Source organism: Pantoea sp. RIT-PI-b (assembly GCF_001187905.1).
GTDB lineage: Bacteria > Pseudomonadota > Gammaproteobacteria > Enterobacterales > Enterobacteriaceae > Pantoea > Pantoea nemavictus.
In genome coordinates this window covers 291,673-307,546 of the sequence record NZ_LGIS01000020.1, presented here as the reverse complement: position 1 = coordinate 307,546, position 15,874 = coordinate 291,673, and the positions used below count along the sequence as shown (strand labels likewise).

Here is a 15,874-nt window from a genome sequence, read left to right as displayed (position 1 = left end):
AACGGGTATTTAATCATGGCTATTTTGGGTACGCATTTAACTGGTTGGTGGCGCGATGATCCCTTTAACGGGCGACGTCGTCGTGCACAACTTGCGTAACCGCTGTGCAGATACCTGAGCCCGCCACCGAGCGGGCTTTTTTTTGAGCGAAATTCAGAGAATCCATTATGGCTATTGCGAAACCTACATTGAAGTTGATAACCGGTACCGCGCCCTACCGCGAAGATCCGGCCGCAGTGTTTCATCAGTTATGCGGCGCACGTCCAGCAACTCTGCTGCTTGAATCTGCGGATATCGACAGCAAACAAAACCTGAAAAGTCTGCTCATCGTCGATAGCGCGCTGCGCGTCAGTGCGCTGGGCAACGTCGTTACCCTCAAAGCGTTATCCGAAAATGGACGCGCTATCTTGCCGCTGCTGGATGAAGCGCTGCCATCTGACGTACGTATTGAAGTGCGTCCTGATGGCCGCGAGCTGCATTTCACTCAGCCACAGGGTCTACAAGATGAAGATTCACGCCTGAAAGCACTCTCAGTATTTGATGCCCTGCGCCTGATTCCGCAGCTGGTTAACAGCCCTGAAGAAGAGCGCGAAGCGATGTTGCTGGGTGGTCTTTTTGCCTATGATTTAGTGGCTGGATTTGAAGATCTGCCAGAACTGCGCAACGAACAGCGCTGCCCGGATTACTGCTTCTATCTGGCTGAAACCTTATTGGTGATCGACCACCAGCAGCGCAGCGCGCGCCTGCAGGCCAGTTTGTTCACTCCATCTACCAGCGAGTTCCAGCGTCTGCAAGGCCGCATTGAACAACTGCGCGGTCAAATGACCCAGGCGGCGCCCGCACTCCCCGTTCAGCGCGTGGAGCAGATGGCGCTGAGCACCAGCCAGAGCGACGAAGAGTATTGCAGCGTAGTGCGTGAGATGCAGGAAGCGATTCGCATCGGTGAAATCTTCCAGGTGGTACCTTCACGTCGCTTCTCGCTGCCGTGCCCTTCACCACTGGCCGCATATGACACGCTGAAAAACAGCAACCCGAGTCCTTACATGTTCTTTATGCAGGACCAGGATTTCGCCCTGTTTGGCGCGTCGCCGGAAAGCTCGCTGAAATATGACGCTACCTCACGTCAGATTGAGATCTACCCGATTGCCGGTACGCGCCCTCGTGGTCGCCATGCCGATGGATCGCTGGACCGCGATCTCGACAGCCGTATCGAACTTGAAATGCGTACTGACCATAAAGAGATGGCGGAGCACCTAATGCTGGTCGATTTAGCGCGCAACGATTTGGCACGCATCTGTGTACCCGGTAGCCGCTACGTTGCTGATCTGACGAAGGTTGACCGCTACTCGTTTGTGATGCATTTGGTGTCACGCGTGGTGGGCACACTGCGTGAAGACCTTGATGTGCTGCACGCCTATCGCGCCTGCATGAACATGGGCACGCTGAGCGGCGCGCCGAAAGTGCGCGCAATGCAGCTAATCGCCGAGAAAGAAGGCACACGTCGCGGCAGCTACGGCGGCGCAGTGGGTTACTTCACGGCCAACGGCGACCTCGATACCTGCATCGTGATCCGTTCCGCCTGGGTCGAAGACGGCGTGGCTACCGTGCAAGCCGGTGCCGGTGTGGTACTCGATTCTCAGCCTCAGGCCGAAGCGGACGAGAGCCGCAACAAAGCGCGTGCGGTATTACGTGCCATCGCAACAGCCCATCACTGCAAGGAGATTTTCTGATGGCCGATATCCTGCTGCTCGATAACATCGACTCCTTTACTTATAACCTCGTTGATCAGCTGCGTACCTTCGGCCACAACGTGGTGATTTACCGCAACAATGTGCCCGCTGACGTACTGATCGAACGCCTGCAGCAGATGGAAAATCCGATTCTGATGCTGTCGCCAGGTCCGGGCGCGCCGAAAGATGCCGGTTGCATGCCCGACCTGCTGCAAGCGCTGCGCGGTCGTCTGCCGATTATCGGTATTTGTCTCGGTCATCAGGCAATCGTTGAAGCTTATGGCGGTCATGTTGGCCAGGCTGGCGAAATCCTGCACGGAAAAGCGTCTTCTATTACGCATGACGGCGAAGGCATGTTTGCCGGACTCAGCAATCCGCTGCCAGTGGCACGCTATCACTCGCTGGTAGGCAGTAATACGCCCGCAGAGTTAACCGTTAACGCCAGCTACAACGGCATGGTGATGGCCGTACGCCATGATGCCGACCGGGTATGTGGCTTCCAGTTCCACCCCGAATCCATTCTCACCACTCAGGGCGCGCGTTTATTAGAACAGACGTTGGCCTGGGCGCTGGCGAAATAATAGGGAGATTATGATGCAAACTATTCTGGAAAAACTTTATCAATCAGAAACCCTCAGCCAGGGAGAGAGCCACCAGCTGTTTAGCGCCATTATTAAAGGCCAGTTGGAGCCGACACAGCTCGCTGCCGCGTTGATTGCTATGAAAGTGCGTGGCGAGCGTCCCGAGGAAATTGCCGGTGCCGCTTCCGCACTGCTGGAAGACGCTAAGCCGTTTCCGCGCCCGGATTACACCTTTGCCGATATCGTCGGTACCGGCGGCGACGGCAGTAATAGCATTAATATTTCCACCGCCAGCGCCTTTGTCGCGGCGACCTGCGGCTTAAAAGTGGCGAAACACGGCAACCGCAGCGTCTCGAGTAAATCGGGATCTTCCGATCTGCTGGCGGCGTTTGGCATCAATCTGGATATGCCGGCAGAGCAAGCACGCAAGGCGCTGGACGATCTCAACGTCTGTTTTCTGTTTGCACCGCAGTATCACAGCGGTTTTCGTCACGCCATGCCGGTACGTCAACAGTTGAAGACGCGCACGCTGTTTAACGTACTGGGTCCACTGATTAATCCCGCGCGTCCACCGCTGGCAGTGATTGGCGTATACAGCCCGGAATTGGTTTTACCGATTGCACAAACGCTGAAAGTGTTGGGTTACCAGCGCGCGGCGGTGGTACACGGTGGAGGAATGGATGAAGTTGCATTGCACAGCCCTACTCAAGTGGCAGAGCTGCGCGATGGTGAAATCACCGGATATCAGCTGACACCAGAAGACTTTGGTTTTGGTTTCCACGATAAAGAAGCGCTGGCGGGCGGCACCCCGGAAGAAAACCGTGACATTCTGACCCGTTTACTCCAGGGTAAAGGCCAGCCCGCCCATGAGCAGGCCGTTGCGGTGAACGTCGCAATGTTGCTGAAAGTATTCGGAAATGAAGATTTGCGCGACAACGCAGAGCGTGCCATCGCTGCCATTCGCAGCGGACAGGCTTATGAGCGCGTTGTTGCTCTGGCAGCGAGAGGATGAGATGAGTATTAAGGGCACTGTTTTAGAGAAAATCGTACAAGACAAAGCCGTTTGGGTTGAAGCGCGTCAGGCTCAGCAGCCGCTGGCAACCTTCCAGAACGATTTGCAACCTGCGGCACGCCATTTTTACGATGCGTTGCGTGGCTCGCGCACCGTATTCATCCTGGAATGCAAAAAAGCCTCACCCTCTAAAGGGCTAATTCGCGAGGACTTCGATCCCGCGACCATCGCTGGAGTTTATCGTCACTACGCTTCTGCGGTTTCGGTATTAACCGATGAAAAATACTTCCAGGGCGATTTTGCGTTCCTGCCGATCGTCAGCGCCGCTATCACTCAACCGGTACTGTGCAAAGACTTTATCATCGATCCTTATCAGATTTACTTAGCACGCCATTACCAGGCGGATGCCATTCTGCTGATGTTATCGGTACTGGACGATGAACAGTATCGTCAACTCGCCGCCGTGGCACACAGCCTGAAAATGGGCGTGCTAACCGAAGTGAGTAATGAAGAAGAGCTGGAGCGCGCCATTGCGCTGGAAGCCAAAGTGGTTGGGATTAACAACCGCGACCTGCGTGACCTGTCTATCGACCTGAACCGCACACGTCAGCTGGCGCCGCGCCTCGGCCATGGCGTCACCGTGATCAGTGAATCGGGCATTCATAACTATGCGCAAGTGCGAGAATTAAGTCATTTTGCCAATGGTTTCCTGATTGGATCCGCATTGATGGAAGAAGCTGACCTGACCGCTGGCGTGCGTCGCGTGCTGCTGGGTGATAATAAGGTTTGCGGTTTAACCCGCGCCGAAGATGCGCTTGCTGCGCACGAAGCCGGCGCCATTTACGGTGGGCTGATCTTCGCCGAAGGCTCGCCGCGTAAAATCAGCAGTCAACAGGCACAAGAGGTGCAGGCTGCCGCTCCGCTGAAGTATGTGGGTGTGTTCCGCAATAGCAGCATAAGTGACATTGTCACCAAAGCCACGACATTAACACTGGCGGCGATCCAGCTGCACGGCGATGAAGACCAGGCGTTCGTCGCGGAACTGCGTCAGGCGTTGCCAGCAGAAATAAAAATCTGGAAAGCGTTGAGCATCAAAGATCACTTACCTGCACGCGACTGGCCACATGTTGATCGCTACGTGTTAGATAACGGCCAGGGCGGTACCGGCCAGCGTTTTGATTGGTCCCTGCTTCAAGGCCAGGATTTGAGCAACGTGCTGCTGGCCGGTGGCCTAAGCGCAGATAACTGTGTTGAAGCCGCGCAGCAAGGCTGTGCCGGCCTTGATTTCAACTCCGGCGTAGAGTCTGCGCCAGGCATTAAAGATGCCAGCAAAGTCGCGGCGGTATTCCGCACGCTGCGCGCCTATTAATTTCGCTTGCCCGCCAGCGTGCGGGCCGAATAAGGAAGATGAAGAAATGACCACGTTATTGAATCCCTATTTTGGCGAGTTTGGCGGCCAATATGTGCCGCAAATCCTGATGCCAGCCCTGCGCCAGCTGGAAAACGCCTTTGTTGAAGCACAGCGCGATCCTGAATTTCAGGCCGAGTTTACTGACCTGCTGAAGAACTACGCAGGACGCCCAACTGCGTTAACGCTGTGCAGCAATCTGACCAAAGGTACTAAAACCCGCCTGTATTTGAAGCGTGAAGATCTGCTGCACGGCGGCGCGCACAAAACCAACCAGGTGCTTGGTCAGGCGCTGTTGGCCAAGCGTATGGGCAAAAATGAGATTATCGCCGAAACCGGCGCAGGTCAGCACGGCGTGGCCTCGGCGTTAGCCTGCGCACTGCTCGGTATGAAATGCCGCATCTATATGGGCGCGAAAGATGTCGAACGTCAGTCACCCAACGTATTCCGTATGCGTCTGATGGGCGCAGAAGTGATTCCGGTACATAGCGGCTCCGCTACGCTGAAAGATGCCTGTAATGAAGCGTTGCGCGACTGGTCTGGCAGCTATGAAACCGCGCACTATATGCTCGGCACTGCGGCTGGCCCACATCCGTTCCCAACCATTGTGCGTGAATTCCAGCGCATGATTGGCGAAGAGACGAAAGCGCAGATTCTGGAGCGCGAAGGTCGTTTGCCAGATGCGGTGTTAGCCTGCGTAGGCGGCGGTTCGAACGCTATCGGCATGTTTGCTGACTTTATCGAAGAAGAGAGTGTGGGTCTGATCGGCGTCGAGCCCGCTGGTCACGGCATTGAAACCGGTGAACACGGTGCGCCACTGAAACATGGTCGCGTAGGCATCTACTTCGGGATGAAAGCACCGATGATGCAGACCGAAGAGGGCCAGATTGAAGAGTCTTACTCGATTTCTGCGGGTCTGGACTTCCCATCAGTCGGTCCACAGCACGCGCATCTGAACAGCATCGGCCGCGCTGAATATGTCTCAATTACTGATGACGAAGCGCTGAGCGCCTTTAAAGAGCTGTGTCGCGCGGAAGGAATTATCCCTGCGCTCGAATCCTCACACGCGCTGGCACACGCCCTGAAAATGATTCGTGAGAATCCGGAAAAAGAGCAGCTGCTGGTGGTTAACCTCTCCGGCCGCGGCGACAAAGACATCTTCACCGTTCATGATATTTTGAAAGCCAAGGGAGAGATCTGATGGAACGTTATAACCAGCTGTTTCAACGTCTGTCGGCGCAGCAAGAAGGCGCGTTTGTCCCCTTCGTCACCCTCGGCGATCCTTCACCTGAACTGTCGCTGAAAATCATTGATACCTTAGTGGCAGGTGGTGCTGATGCGTTAGAGCTCGGCATCCCGTTCTCAGATCCGCTGGCCGATGGCCCCACCATTCAGGGGGCAACGCTACGCGCCTTTGCTTCGGGCACCACCGTGGCGCAGTGTTTTGAAATCCTCGCGACCGTTCGTCAGAAATACCCCGATTTGCCAATTGGCCTGCTGATGTATGCCAATCTGGTGTTCAGCAAAGGTATTGACAACTTTTATGCACAGTGTGCAGCGGTGGGTGTCGATTCGGTGCTGGTTGCTGACGTGCCGCTGGAAGAGTCCGCGCCGTTCCGTCAGGCCGCGATGCGCCATAATGTGGCACCGATCTTTATCTGTCCGCCAAATGCCGACGATGAGCTGCTGCGTGAGATCGCTGCACAGGGTCGCGGTTATACCTATCTGCTGTCTCGGGCCGGTGTAACCGGTTCGGAAAATCGCGCCAGCCTGCCGCTGCATCACCTGATTGAAAAGTTGCGTGAGTTCAATGCTGCGCCGCCGCTGCAGGGCTTTGGCATCTCTGAACCCAGCCAGGTAAAAGAGGCGATTGCTGCAGGCGCGGCCGGTGCGATTTCGGGTTCTGCGATTGTGAAGATCATTGAGCGTAACCAGAATGAGCCCACAACGCTGCTTAGCGAACTGAAAGCTTTTGTTAGCAACCTGAAAGCAGCCACCCGCTAAAAATCCTTCAAGGCCTTTTTCGCCGACGCGGATAAGGCCTTTATTATCGCCACAAACCTTTCTTTCCTCATTTTCTCTGACACTCTCATCCTTCCCTGCGCCGCAATTACTACGATTGGATCAATAAGTGGCAAAAATCAGAAATTTTTCATCTTTTTCACTCACGGCGATTTGCCGATTTCGCAACGCCAGACCACAATTAATTGCGCCGCCCCATTGCGGCGAAACATCATCTAAGACAGGGAGATAACCAATGAATTTTTTTAAAGTCGTTGCAGGAATTATGATGGCTGCAGTAATGGCGCTGACACTTAGCGCATGTGCTCCAACAGCAACCAAAGAAGGCACAGGCGGATACATCGACGATACCGTTGTAACCACCAAGGTTAAGGCTCAGCTTTTGAATGACGAAGCGCTGAAATCCACCGAGATCAATGTGGAAACCTTTAAGGGTAAAGTGCAGCTAAGTGGTTTTGTCAGTTCACCGCAGATGGCTAATCGCGCAGTTTCTGTTACGCGTAGCGTGGCTGGCGTGAAATCTGTTGTCAACAACATGCAGATTAAATAACACAACGGGCGACCTTTTGGTCGCCCGCTTCCTTTCTAAACGTAAGTTAGAAACGATATCCCGCGCCGAAGAAGAACACCCAAGGATCGATACGTGTGTTGATGTTCTGCTGCTCACCGTTCGCTTTGAATTTCACTTCTGTATCAATGTCCATGTACCACAGCGATGCATTCAGCATCCAGTCGCGGTTGATTTGATAATCCAGCCCCACCTGTCCCGCCATACCCCATGAATCTTTGACGCTCAGATCGCTTAAACCGGCATCCTCGCCCGTCTGATTGAATTTGGCATCATAGAAAGTGGTGTAGTTAATACCGACGCCCACATATGGACGCGCTTTGCTTTTACTGTCGAGGAAATAATACTGCGCCATTAATGTTGGTGGCAGCTGGCGCACGGTGGCAAGATTACCGGTAGCACCGAGGCCGACTTTATGACGGAACGGCGTGGCTGCCAGCAGCTCAACGCCGATGTTATCCGTCGCCATATAAGTAAAGGTCAACCCCAGCTGCGTATCGTTGCTGACGTTAAAGCCGCCCATACCCAGCACATTATCAGAGCCTTCGGTCGGACGTACGGTGGCGCTACCCGCGCGCATAAAAAAATCACCCGCTTCATGAGCCAGTGCCAGTTGTGGGATTGCCAGGGCTATCAGCAGTGCACATTTTGCCAGTTTCATCATCACTCCTTTGCGAAAAAGTAGGGTCTCAAAATTATTTGCGGCCCAAGATCTACCTCTTTTTAGCTAAAAGATCATCTGCATCATTTCAAATTAACTACTTAAAAAACAATGGATTGATTCAGATCAATTTTGGCCCTGCGCGGTGAATTTGTAATCTTGCTGTGAAGGTTTCAAACTGAAATGAGTTTGCATTTTCAGCATAGGATGAGCGCGGCACCCGTTAGCAACCCCAACATGCTGCGCATTTACTGCGCTTTTTCACCCTTCTTTACCAGACATGACAGAAAGTTATCGCAATGCGGGTGCCAGCACGCCAGTAGAACATGTACAATCGCCGGGTTAATTAATCCGGTTCTTTCAAGGAGTTTACATGTCTATCACGGCAAGCTCGTTATACCGTGACACAGGAAATTTTTTGCGCCATCAGTTGGTTACTATTTTACTGCTGGCGCTGCTGACGTCGTTCATTACTGTGATCGTCGGCCACGCGTTAACGCCAGGTGAAGACCAGTTATCATTGTTGAGCCAGTCCGATGACAGCGCATCATCGCTGTTTGAGCTGGTACAAAATATGTCGCCGGATCAGCAACGTATTCTGCTGCGCGCTTCTGCTGCAGGCACATTTGCCGCGTTGATTGGTAACACGCTGCTGCTGGGCGGCATGCTAATGCTGATCCCGATGGTGTCAGGCGGACAACGCGTCAGCGCGCTGCGCGCTATCGGTGCTTCAGCACCCATGCTGCCAAAGCTGCTGCTGCAAACTTTCCTGATCACCCTGCTGGTGCAACTGGGCTTTATGGTGCTGATGGTGCCAGGCGTAATTCTGGCGATTCTGTTTTCGCTGGCGCCAGTGATTCTTGCTAATGAGAAGCTCGGTGTAATAGGTGCCATGCGCGCTAGCATGCGCCTCGCCTGGAAGAATATTAAGGTGATTGCGCCTGCGATTGTGCTATGGCTGCTGGCGAAGATTGTGTTGATGTTCTTCTTTTCATCGCTGACGGTACTGCCCGCTAACATCGCCTCCGTGGTATTGAATGCGCTGGGTAATCTGGTCTCTGCTGTGCTGATTATTTATCTGTACCGGCTGTATATGCTGTTACGTTAATCGTTATGGCGCTCATTTGAGCGCCATAACTGTACGCTCCTGCCCTAATTGGAAACGCTATGAAGCAGTTACTCGATTTTCTTCCCCTGGTGGTTTTCTTCATCTTCTACAAGCTGTACGACATCTTTGTGGCCTCCGGCGCGCTAATTGTCGCCACCGGCCTGGCGCTGGTCGTCAGTTGGGTGCTTTACCGCAAGCTGGAAAAGATGACCATTTTCACCTTTGTGCTGGTTGCGGTATTTGGCACGCTGACGTTGGTGTTCCATAACGATGAGTTCATCAAATGGAAAGTGACGGTAATTTATTCTCTGTTCGCGGTGGCGCTGCTATATAGCCAGTGGTTTATGAAGCAGCCGCTGATTCAAACCATGTTGGGTAAAGAGCTGCAGCTGCCATCAGGCGTTTGGCGTAACCTCAACGTTGCCTGGGCCATCTTCTTCCTCGCCTGCGGCCTGGCAAATATTTATGTTGCATTTTGGTTATCGCAAGAGTTTTGGGTTAACTTTAAGGTGTTCGGTCTGACCGGCCTGACCCTACTCTTCACCCTGTTAAGCGGCGTTTATATCTGGCGACAGATGCCGCAACAAGAACAAAAATAATAACACTCCGCCCGACATCGTCGGGCTTCTCTTCACCTGCAGAAGAACTGAGCAATGGACGAAAAACATAAGTCGCCGCAAGGCGAAATGGTGTTGCGTACCCTGGCAATGCCGGCGGATACCAATGCCAACGGTGACATCTTTGGTGGTTGGCTGATGTCGCAGATGGACATGGGTGGCGCGATTAAGGCCAAAGAAATTGCCGAAGGTCGGGTAGTCACCGTGCGCGTGGATGGAATGACCTTCCTGAAGCCGGTGGCGGTTGGTGATGTAGTGAGCTGTTACGCCCGCTGCATTCGCACTGGCAACAGCTCAATGACCATAAATGTAGAAGTGTGGATTAAGAAAGTCTCGTCCGACCCCATCGGTCAAACGTACTGCGCAACTGAAGCCGTGTTTGTTTACGTGGCGGTCGACAATACCGGTCAATCGCGCCCGTTGCCGCCCGGCAGAAGTAATTTGAGTGATCTATAACGCAGAAAAAGCGGTCAGTTGACCGCTTTTTTTTGCCCATTCTCTGCCTACGCTTATTCGATATTGGCGCCGCCATTGATGCGGAACACGATATTCATCGTTAAATTCTTGCCAGGACGCCCCGGCTGATAGCGCCATTTCTTCATCGCCTGCTTAACCTCCCGCTCGAACATATTGCGCGGTTCGGCAGAGAGGATCTCGACGTTATCAACACGTCCATCGCTATCCACATCAAACTGTACACGCACACGCCCTTCAACCCGGAGCGCAAACGCACGCGCTGGGTACGCAGGCTTGCTGACATTCATTGCCTTCGGCCCATCGGAAACGCTGGGGGTCGCGGTCGGATTGGCTTTTGGCGCGGTAGTTGGGCGCGTTTGCGTGGTTGGCGCTTCCTGTTTCACCGGATTTTCCTGCGGCTTCACTTCCTGACGCGGTTTTGGCTCCGGCTTCTTCTCAACCTTTGGCTTCGGTTTAGGTTTAGGCTTCGGCTTGGGTTCCGGTTTAGGAATCGGCACCGGCTCAACCTTAGGTGGCTCAGGCGCAACTTCTGGCTCCGGCTCAGGTTCTGGCGGCGGTGGCGTCACCTCCGCTGGAGCGGGCTCGGGTTGCACTTCAGGCGCTACCAGCGAAACGCTGATGGGTTGCGATGCTTTTGGAACTTCAATTACCTGATGAAACGATGCATAGAGAATGCCAGCAATCAACGAACCGTGAAGTACCACGGATAAAATTACAGCGATGGGGGTACGTGTAGGCAAAGGCGTAGTCAACGTGGTCATATCATTCATGTTCATTGAGTGAAGCGCAGATTTTAAATGCAAATAGCAATCAGTTTCAATAAGCGATGTGCAAGCGCCGTCAGAAAGGGCTTTTTTAACCCTGATTGCGCTGAATGACAGCGTATTTATCTTTCGTTTGCACTCTGATTAACGATCACTTAACGTGTCACGCAATTTCGGCAAGTCTAACGGGAGTATCCCATCGTGCTTTACGTCATTTATGCGGAAGATACCGCTGATTCACTGGAAAAACGCAATTCGGTACGTCCCGCACATCTTGCTCGTTTGAAGCTGTTGCAAGATGAAGGTCGACTGATTGCTGCGGGCCCGCTGCCAGCGGTTGACAGTAACGATCCTGGTCCGGCGGGTTTCACCGGTTCGGTGATCATTGCCGAATTCTCGTCACTGGAAGTGGCGGAATCATGGGCCAAGGATGATCCTTATATTGCCGCAGGTGTGTATGAGAAAGTCGCGGTTAAGCCGTTCAAACGCGTCTTCTGATCTATGTGGCAGTCCGTTTTACTGCTGGTGCTTGCTTTAGCGCTCATCGGCAGAGCACTTGTTGTATGGCGCCGGCATAGCTGGCGCCACGCTCGGCAGCAAATTGTCATGATGATTGTGCTGGCAGCAGCGGTACAGATGGTCAACGTCCTGCTGGTGCTACGCGCCGGCGCTTGATGACCGCGCAGGTTAATCACACCATTTGTGAGATAAACAGGATGGAGCGGCGATGCTGCTGCGCCACCTGATGACGAATAGTATGGATGCGTTTATAACGACGCGATTGCCCTTCCAGCCAACGAGAACGACGACGGTGTACCTGACGTAACATTCTCCAGCGCGCCACTTCATTTTTGCTGCGTCTCATCACACCCTCTCAGACCGGCTACACTCGGCAGGCATTATAAAGATCTGTTAGCAAATGCCAAATCGAAAGCTTCATCGAAACGTCATTCACGATTAAAGGTTTCACTACCTGTGATCAGCACGTAAACTTTGCACAACAAAGCGCGAACAGGACGTCCACTTAATGACCACATTTTATACCCTTATCAGTTGGTTGCTGCTGTTTGGTTACTGGCTGCTGATTGCGGGTGTCACGCTACGAATTCTGATGAAACGTCGTGCGGTCACCTCAGCAATGGCCTGGTTGCTGATCATCTACATACTGCCGCTGGTGGGTATAATCGCGTATCTCTCATTTGGAGAGCTGCATTTGGGCAAACGACGCGCCGAACGCGCGCGAACCATGTGGCCTTCCACCGCTAAATGGCTGAACGATCTTAAACAGTGCCGCCATATTTTCGCTACTGAACACAGTGATGTCGCGCGTTCGTTATTTGATTTGTGTCGTCATCGTCAGGGCATCGCGGGTGTTAAAGGTAACCAGCTACAGCTACTGACTAACGCCGACGACGTCATGCACGCATTAATTCGTGACATTCAACTGGCTCGCCACAATATTGAGATGGTGTTCTATATCTGGCATCCCGGTGGATTAGCCGATGAGGTTGCGGAATCGCTGATGGCAGCCTCGCGCCGTGGCGTGCATTGCCGCTTAATGCTGGACTCAGCAGGCAGCGTCACCTTCTTCCGCAGTCCGTGGGTCAATATGATGCGTAATGCGGGCATTGATGTGGTTGAAGCGCTACAGGTCAGCTTGCTGCGTGTGTTCCTGCGCCGCATGGATTTACGGCAGCACCGTAAAGTGGTGTTAATTGATAATTACATCGCCTACACCGGCAGTATGAACCTGGTCGATCCGCGCTTTTTCAAACAGGAAGCGGGCGTTGGCCAGTGGATTGACTTGATGGCACGCATGGAAGGTCCGGTCGCGACCACAATGGGCATTGTGTATGCCTGTGACTGGGAGATTGAAACCGGTAAACGCATTCTGCCGCCAGCACCAGATGGCAATGTGATGCCGTTCGAGCAGGAGAGCGGCCATACCATTCAGGTGATCGCATCCGGCCCCGGCTTCCCGGAAGATATGATTCATCAGGCATTGCTCACGGCGGTTTATTCGGCGCGTGAGCAGCTGATCATGACGACGCCCTACTTTGTACCGAGTGATGACCTGCTGCATGCTATCTGTACCGCTGCCTTGCGCGGGGTGGAAGTTAGCATCATTGTGCCACGCCACAATGATTCGCTGCTGGTGGGCTGGGCAAGCCGTGCCTTCTTTACCGAACTGCTGGAAGCCGGCGTAAAAATCTATCAATTTGAAGATGGCTTGCTGCATACCAAGAGCGTGCTGGTTGATGGGCAACTGAGTTTGGTCGGCACCGTCAACCTGGATATGCGCAGCCTGTGGCTTAATTTTGAGATAACACTGGTGGTTGATGATGACGGCTTCGGCAGCGATCTCGCCACCGTACAGGATGATTATATCGCTCGCTCACGCTTGCTGGATGGTGCGCGCTGGGCGAAACGTGCCTGGTGGCAACGCATCGTTGAACGACTGTTTTACTTCTTTAGTCCTTTACTGTAAAACGAGCGAAAATATTACCGCCTCACGGCAAGCAGGAATGACCATGGATTTAAATAATCGCCTTACTGAAGATGAAACGCTGGAGCAGGCTTACGATATTTTTCTTGAGCTGGCTGGCGACAACCTCGATCCCGCTGACATTATTCTCTTTAATTTGCAGTTTGAAGAGCGCGGTGGCGCAGAACTGTTCGATCCTGCAGAAGACTGGCAGGAACATGTCGATTTTGATCTTAACCCTGACTTCTTCGCTGAAGTGGTGATTGGATTAGGTGAAGCTGATGGCGAGCCGATTACCGATGTGTTTGCGCGTGTTCTGCTGTGCCGTGAAAAAGATCATAAACTCTGCCATATCCTTTGGCGCGAGTAAGCGACGACTGAGAGAAAAAACGCCGGGCATTTGCCCGGCGTTTTGTTTTAGAGCGGATCGACTTTTAAGCACGATACCGCGTGGCGGAAGCTGCCTTCCAGCAGCGGTCGCGTTTTGGCGCACTCTGGTCCGGCAATCGGACAACGCGTACGGAACACGCATCCCGATGGCGGATTAATCGGCGACGGCAACTCCCCTTCCAGCAGCTGAATCTGCTTATTCTTCTCCAGATCCGGATCGGGAATGGGCACGGCTGACATCAGCGCACGAGTATAGGGATGCTGCGGATTGTTATACACCGCATCGTAAGTACCCAGCTCAACCGCATGACCGAGATACATGACCAGCACGCGATCGGAGATGTGTTTCACCACCGCCAGGTCGTGCGCGATAAAGATCAACGACAGCCCCATTTCGCGCTGTAACTTCTGCAGCAGGTTAACCACCTGCGCCTGAATCGACACGTCCAGCGCTGATACCGGCTCATCACAGATGATTAACTTCGGTTCGAGAATCAGTGCACGCGCAATACCAATACGCTGACACTGACCACCAGAGAACTCATGCGGATAACGGTTGATGAGGTTTGGCAGCAGCCCAACCTTCATCATCATGGTTTTCACCTTATCCTTCACGTCCTGGCGCGGCATCTTCGGATAATAGGTGCGCAGCGGTTCAGCGATGATATCGCCGATGGTCATACGCGGATTCAGCGACGCCAGCGGATCCTGGAAGATCATCTGGATGTCGCTGCGTGCCTGGCGCCACTCTTCCTGGCTTTGCCCCAGCAGATCGCGCCCTAACCAGGCTACACGTCCTTCAGTGGCTTTCACCAGCCCAATGATAGCGCGCGCCAGCGTCGATTTACCGCAGCCCGATTCACCGACGACACCGAGCGTTTCACCTTCGTACAGACGCAGGCTGACACCATCTACCGCTTTCAAGGTGTGCGGCGGTTGCCAGAACCACTGTTTGCCATCTTTAATCTCGAAATGCACTTTGAGATCGGCGATCTCCAGCAGAACTTTTTTCTCTTCAACTACGGTGCTCATACTAATTCCTCCACCGGCTTGAAGCAGGCACGCAGACGACCTTCAGCAAAAGGCTCCAGCGGCGGTGCCTTGGAACAGATGTCCATGGCGTAGGCGCAACGAGGCTGGAACGGACAGCCTTGCGGTAAGCGCAGCAAATTTGGCGGGTTACCTGGAATGGTGGTCAGTGACTCACCTTCTTCGGCATCCAGACGCGGTACCGCGCTTAACAGCCCAATGGAATAAGGATGCGCCGGCTGATAGAACACATCGCGTGCGCGACCATACTCCATGGTACGACCGGCGTACATCACCAAGACTTTGTCACAGATGCCCGCGACCACGCCGAGATCGTGGGTAATCATCACAATTGCGGTGTTGAATTCACGCTTCAACTCATTTAACAACGTCATGATCTGCGCCTGCACGGTGACGTCGAGCGCCGTGGTGGGTTCATCGGCAATCAATAGTTTCGGGCGACACAGCAGCGCCATGGCGATCATCACACGCTGGCGCATACCGCCAGAGAACTCGTGCGGGAACATCTTCATGCGCTTACGCGCTTCCGGCATTTTTACCGCATCCAGCATACGCACCGATTCTTCAAAGGCCTGTGCGCTGTTCATCCCTTTGTGCAGCTTCAGCACTTCCATTAACTGCTCGCCAACGCGCATGTAAGGATTGAGCGAGGTCATCGGGTCCTGGAAAATCATCGCAATTTGCTCGGCACGCAGTTTGTTCAGCTTGCTCTCGGGCAGATTAAGGATCTCCGCGCCGTTGAACTTGGCTGAACCACCAATGCGACCATTTTTTGCCAGCAGGCCCATCAAGGCAAACGCGGTTTGTGATTTACCCGATCCGGACTCACCGACAATGCCCAGTGTTTCACCCGCATGCAGTGAAAAATTGAGGTCGTTCACAGCAGTGACATCACCGTCGTGGGTACTAAAGGTGACGCGCAGATCTTTCACATCAAGCAGCAGGTTACTGTTTCCCGCACGCGCAGCCATTGCTGGCTGAAATTCATGAATGGTCATCGG

General features: G+C 53.5%; 16 protein-coding genes, 2 pseudogenes and 1 other annotated feature. Of the genes and pseudogenes, 13 read left to right on the top strand and 5 right to left on the bottom strand.

Going from position 1 to position 15,874, the window contains the following annotated elements:
- Window positions 1-39: 39 nt before the first annotated feature.
- Window positions 40-144: a sequence feature (Trp leader region), on the top strand.
- A gap of 23 nt (window positions 145-167) precedes the next feature.
- The 6 genes and pseudogenes from AC790_RS14115 to AC790_RS14085 all read left to right on the top strand — a co-directional run bounded on the left by AC790_RS14115 (window position 168) and on the right by AC790_RS14085 (window position 7,303).
- The gene (locus AC790_RS14115; protein ID WP_007892415.1) at window positions 168-1,730 is read left to right on the top strand and encodes an anthranilate synthase component 1; all 1,563 of its coding nucleotides are present in this window, start codon (window positions 168-170) and stop codon (window positions 1,728-1,730) included.
- Window positions 1,730-3,323: pseudogene (gene trpD / locus AC790_RS25150) on the top strand (bifunctional anthranilate synthase glutamate amidotransferase component TrpG/anthranilate phosphoribosyltransferase TrpD). Before AC790_RS14115 ends, trpD begins: the two are co-directional and overlap by 1 nt.
- A gap of 7 nt (window positions 3,324-3,330) precedes the next feature.
- Window positions 3,331-4,692, top strand: coding sequence for a bifunctional indole-3-glycerol-phosphate synthase TrpC/phosphoribosylanthranilate isomerase TrpF (trpCF, locus tag AC790_RS14100; protein WP_200902270.1), 1,362 nt, complete (start codon window positions 3,331-3,333; stop codon window positions 4,690-4,692).
- A 46-nt stretch (window positions 4,693-4,738) separates the two neighbouring features.
- Complete coding sequence (gene trpB / locus AC790_RS14095; protein WP_007892408.1) at window positions 4,739-5,932, top strand: tryptophan synthase subunit beta; 1,194 nt, start codon at window positions 4,739-4,741, stop codon at window positions 5,930-5,932.
- Entirely contained in the window at window positions 5,932-6,735 is an 804-nt protein-coding gene (gene trpA / locus AC790_RS14090; RefSeq protein ID WP_049852190.1) for a tryptophan synthase subunit alpha, read from the top strand. Before trpB ends, trpA begins: the two co-directional genes overlap by 1 nt.
- A gap of 253 nt (window positions 6,736-6,988) precedes the next feature.
- Complete coding sequence (locus tag AC790_RS14085; RefSeq protein ID WP_007892406.1) at window positions 6,989-7,303, top strand: BON domain-containing protein; 315 nt, start codon at window positions 6,989-6,991, stop codon at window positions 7,301-7,303.
- Between the two features lie 46 nt (window positions 7,304-7,349).
- On the opposite strand, the gene ompW is transcribed toward AC790_RS14085, so the two are convergent.
- Entirely contained in the window at window positions 7,350-7,985 is a 636-nt protein-coding gene (gene ompW, locus AC790_RS14080; RefSeq protein WP_162830416.1) for an outer membrane protein OmpW, read from the bottom strand.
- 250 nt (window positions 7,986-8,235) lie between these two features.
- On the opposite strand from ompW, the pseudogene AC790_RS25145 reads away from it, so the two are divergent.
- The 4 genes and pseudogenes from AC790_RS25145 to yciA form a co-directional block, all read left to right on the top strand.
- Window positions 8,236-8,328: pseudogene (locus tag AC790_RS25145) on the top strand (YkgJ family cysteine cluster protein); the annotation flags it as partial.
- 27 nt (window positions 8,329-8,355) lie between these two features.
- Window positions 8,356-9,090, top strand: a complete 735-nt coding sequence (locus tag AC790_RS14075; protein WP_049852189.1) for a YciC family protein — start codon at window positions 8,356-8,358, stop codon at window positions 9,088-9,090.
- A gap of 59 nt (window positions 9,091-9,149) precedes the next feature.
- On the top strand, window positions 9,150-9,689 hold the full coding sequence (locus AC790_RS14070; protein ID WP_007892400.1) for a septation protein A: 540 nt from the start codon (window positions 9,150-9,152) through the stop codon (window positions 9,687-9,689).
- A gap of 54 nt (window positions 9,690-9,743) precedes the next feature.
- Complete coding sequence (gene yciA / locus AC790_RS14065) at window positions 9,744-10,163, top strand: acyl-CoA thioester hydrolase YciA (RefSeq protein ID WP_049852188.1); 420 nt, start codon at window positions 9,744-9,746, stop codon at window positions 10,161-10,163.
- 53 nt (window positions 10,164-10,216) lie between these two features.
- Here yciA and tonB read toward each other — a convergent pair whose 3' ends face one another.
- The gene (gene tonB / locus AC790_RS14060) at window positions 10,217-10,945 is read right to left on the bottom strand and encodes a TonB system transport protein TonB (RefSeq protein ID WP_180821907.1); all 729 of its coding nucleotides are present in this window, start codon (window positions 10,943-10,945) and stop codon (window positions 10,217-10,219) included.
- Window positions 10,946-11,149: 204 nt separating this feature from the next.
- Here tonB and AC790_RS14055 point away from each other — a divergent pair, with 204 nt between their 5' ends.
- The gene (locus AC790_RS14055; protein ID WP_007892393.1) at window positions 11,150-11,446 is read left to right on the top strand and encodes a YciI family protein; all 297 of its coding nucleotides are present in this window, start codon (window positions 11,150-11,152) and stop codon (window positions 11,444-11,446) included.
- A gap of 193 nt (window positions 11,447-11,639) precedes the next feature.
- On the opposite strand, the gene AC790_RS24750 is transcribed toward AC790_RS14055, so the two are convergent.
- Window positions 11,640-11,813, bottom strand: coding sequence for a YciY family protein (locus AC790_RS24750; protein WP_007892390.1), 174 nt, complete (start codon window positions 11,811-11,813; stop codon window positions 11,640-11,642).
- Window positions 11,814-11,975: 162 nt separating this feature from the next.
- On the opposite strand from AC790_RS24750, the gene cls reads away from it, so the two are divergent.
- Window positions 11,976-13,436 (top strand): cardiolipin synthase, encoded by a 1,461-nt coding sequence (gene cls, locus AC790_RS14050; RefSeq protein ID WP_007892388.1) that lies wholly within the window; start codon window positions 11,976-11,978, stop codon window positions 13,434-13,436.
- A 37-nt stretch (window positions 13,437-13,473) separates the two neighbouring features.
- The gene (locus AC790_RS14045; protein ID WP_196761379.1) at window positions 13,474-13,803 is read left to right on the top strand and encodes an HI1450 family dsDNA-mimic protein; all 330 of its coding nucleotides are present in this window, start codon (window positions 13,474-13,476) and stop codon (window positions 13,801-13,803) included.
- A 47-nt stretch (window positions 13,804-13,850) separates the two neighbouring features.
- Here AC790_RS14045 and oppF read toward each other — a convergent pair whose 3' ends face one another.
- Together oppF and AC790_RS14035 are read right to left on the bottom strand one after the other, a co-directional pair.
- The gene (oppF, locus tag AC790_RS14040) at window positions 13,851-14,855 is read right to left on the bottom strand and encodes a murein tripeptide/oligopeptide ABC transporter ATP binding protein OppF (protein ID WP_007892384.1); all 1,005 of its coding nucleotides are present in this window, start codon (window positions 14,853-14,855) and stop codon (window positions 13,851-13,853) included.
- Window positions 14,852-15,871: an ABC transporter ATP-binding protein gene (locus AC790_RS14035; RefSeq protein ID WP_007892382.1), complete on the bottom strand. Its 1,020-nt coding sequence runs from the start codon at window positions 15,869-15,871 to the stop codon at window positions 14,852-14,854. Before AC790_RS14035 ends, oppF begins: the two co-directional genes overlap by 4 nt.
- Window positions 15,872-15,874: the final 3 nt, after the last annotated feature.